Annotated in this window: 4 protein-coding genes; 2 read left to right on the top strand and 2 right to left on the bottom strand. The window is 65.2% G+C overall.

The genetic code is table 11. From position 1 onward, the window contains the following. The coding region (locus VFH65_RS25265) for a hypothetical protein (protein WP_353325276.1) at positions 1-116 on the bottom strand (116 nt) is incomplete at its 3' end. 181 nt (positions 117-297) lie between these two features. Next, on the bottom strand, positions 298-861 hold the full coding sequence (locus VFH65_RS25260) for a TetR/AcrR family transcriptional regulator (RefSeq protein WP_353325274.1): 564 nt from the start codon (positions 859-861) through the stop codon (positions 298-300). A 99-nt stretch (positions 862-960) separates the two neighbouring features. On the opposite strand from VFH65_RS25260, the gene VFH65_RS25255 reads away from it, so the two are divergent. Continuing rightward, the gene (locus VFH65_RS25255; protein WP_353325272.1) at positions 961-1,872 is read left to right on the top strand and encodes an SDR family NAD(P)-dependent oxidoreductase; all 912 of its coding nucleotides are present in this window, start codon (positions 961-963) and stop codon (positions 1,870-1,872) included. A 20-nt stretch (positions 1,873-1,892) separates the two neighbouring features. Beyond that, positions 1,893-2,281, top strand: a 389-nt coding sequence (locus tag VFH65_RS25250) for a cupin domain-containing protein (RefSeq protein ID WP_353325270.1), incomplete at its 3' end; no start/stop codon positions are given.

Genomic DNA, 2,281 nt, shown 5'->3' with positions numbered 1-2,281 from the left:
AGGACGACGTTGCGGCCCTTGGGGCCCAACGTCACCTTTACCGCGTCGGCGAGGCTGTTCAGGCCCCGCTCGAGGCCGCGACGGGCCTCTTCGTCATACGCAATTGTCTTGGCCATTGCGAAGTGTTCCTCCGGATTGGGGATGGCACGTCTTTTGGCCGGGTGCAGTGCCCGCGACGGACGGCTGTGGGTGTGCTCCGCGTGTGCGGCCCCTTGCCTCACCGTCCCGACCTAGCACTCGCCGATCGCGAGTGCCAAGTGCATTTCTAGCACTCGACTAGGGCGAGTGCAAGGTCGTTCACCCCGCGCGCAACCCGTCGAGCATGACCTCCGTCAACCGCTCTGCCGTATCGGGCCGATACGCCTGCATCGCCTGGGCCCCGACCACAATGGTCTTCACGTCGGGCACGTCGACGTCACGCCGCACCGTGCCTGCCTTCTGCGCGGCCCGCAGCAACTCCCCGACCAGCCCCAGGAACGCCTCCTCCGCGTCGGGCACGGCGTCCTTGATGTCGATGCCGACCCCGGCGAGAGCGTCGACGAGGCCCTGGTCCGTGGCACCCCAGTCCAGCACCATCGACCGCAGGAACGTGAAAAGCGCCTCGCCCGGATCCGCCGATGCCAACAGAGCGCGCCCGTCGTCGACGATGCGGCGCAGGCGGTCCTCGATGACCGCCCGGAACAGATCGTCCTTGGTGGGGAAATGCCGGTAGACCGTTCCGGCGCCGACGCCTGCCCGGCGGGCGATCTCGTCGATCGGCACCGACAGTCCTTCAGCGGCGAACGTCTCGTATGCGACCTCCAGCACGCGAGCACGATTGCGGGCCGCGTCGACGCGCAACGGTCGAGCGGGTTCAGACAACTCAAGTCACCTCGGGAATAGATAAGCGGGGCGCGCGTTCCGTATAGTCGTGATCAAACGGAGCGCCAGCCCCGTTTAACCGATTGTAGGAGACACCTGATGAGCAACTGGACCACTGCCAACATTCCCGACCAGACCGGCCGTACCGCCGTCATCACCGGTGCCAACACCGGACTTGGCTACGAGACCGCCGCCGCGCTCGCCGCGAAGGGAGCTCAGGTCGTGCTCGCCGTGCGAAACCTCGACAAGGGCAAAGAGGCAGCCGACCACATCACGCATCGCAACCCCGGCGCGAACGTTTCGCTGCAAGAGCTCGACCTGACCTCGCTGGAGTCTGTGCGCGCCGCCGCCGAACAACTGAAGTCGAACTACGACGCCATCGACCTCCTGATCAACAACGCCGGGGTAATGATGACGCCGAAGTCCGTCACCAAGGACGGCTTCGAATTACAGTTCGGCACAAATCATCTGGGCCATTTCGCGCTGACCGGTCTGCTGCTCGATCGGGTGCTGGCGGCGCAGGGGTCACGCATCGTGACGATCAGCAGCCAGGGACATCGCTTCGCCCGAACAGGCATCCGCTTCGACGACCTTCAATGGGAACGCAGCTACAGCCGGGTGGGCGCGTACGGACAGTCCAAACTCGCCAATCTGATGTTCACCTATGAACTGCAGCGCCGGCTGACCGGCACGAACACCATCGCGGCAGCCGCACACCCCGGCGGCTCCAACACCGAACTGGCGCGCAACCTGCCCGTCGCGTTTCGTGGGCTAGCCACGGTGTTGGCACCGCTGATGCAGGGTCCGGAAATGGGTGCGCTGCCGACATTGCGGGCGGCAACCGATCCGGCCGTGCTCGGTGGGCAGTACTTCGGACCCGACGGATTCGGCGAACAACGGGGCTACCCGAAGGTCGTCGCCTCCAGCCAGGCGTCGCACGACACCGCCGCGCAGCGCAGGCTGTGGGCAGTCTCCGAAGAGCTGACCGGCGTGGTGTTTCCGGTCGGCTGAATGTGGCAGGCTGGCAAGCGATGTCATTAATCGTGCCGCCGTATCCGCCAGCCCGATACACCAAAGACGAACCTGAGGTCAGTGCCTGGCTCCGGCGAAGCACTGACGCTCCGGATTACGACTCGTTCGGCCTCGTGAAGTACCACTATCTGGCCAACCAGCAAGCCACCGACGGCGACTACGGGCTGTACCGCGTCGAGATCGCCCCGAAGGGCGGCGGACCCGGACCGCATTTTCACCGCGCCATGTCCGAGGCGTTCTTCGTGTTGTCGGGAACGGTCAGGCTGTACGACGGCAACGACTGGATCGACGGGCACCCGAACGACTTCCTCTACGTGCCACCCGGCGGCATTCATGGCTTCCGCAACGAGGCCGACGAGCCTACGTCGATCTTGATGCTGTTTGCTCC

Origin of the sequence: Mycobacterium sp. (assembly GCF_035697385.1) — a bacterium.
Taxonomy (GTDB): Bacteria; Actinomycetota; Actinomycetes; order Mycobacteriales; family Mycobacteriaceae; genus Mycobacterium.
This window is presented reverse-complemented; position numbering and strand designations above follow the sequence as displayed.

Bases quoted from the DNA above. Each gene is read 5' to 3' on its own strand.
- VFH65_RS25255 (WP_353325272.1), top strand. From the start codon at position 961: ATGAGCAACTGGACCACTGCCAACATTCCCGACCAGACCGGCCGTACC.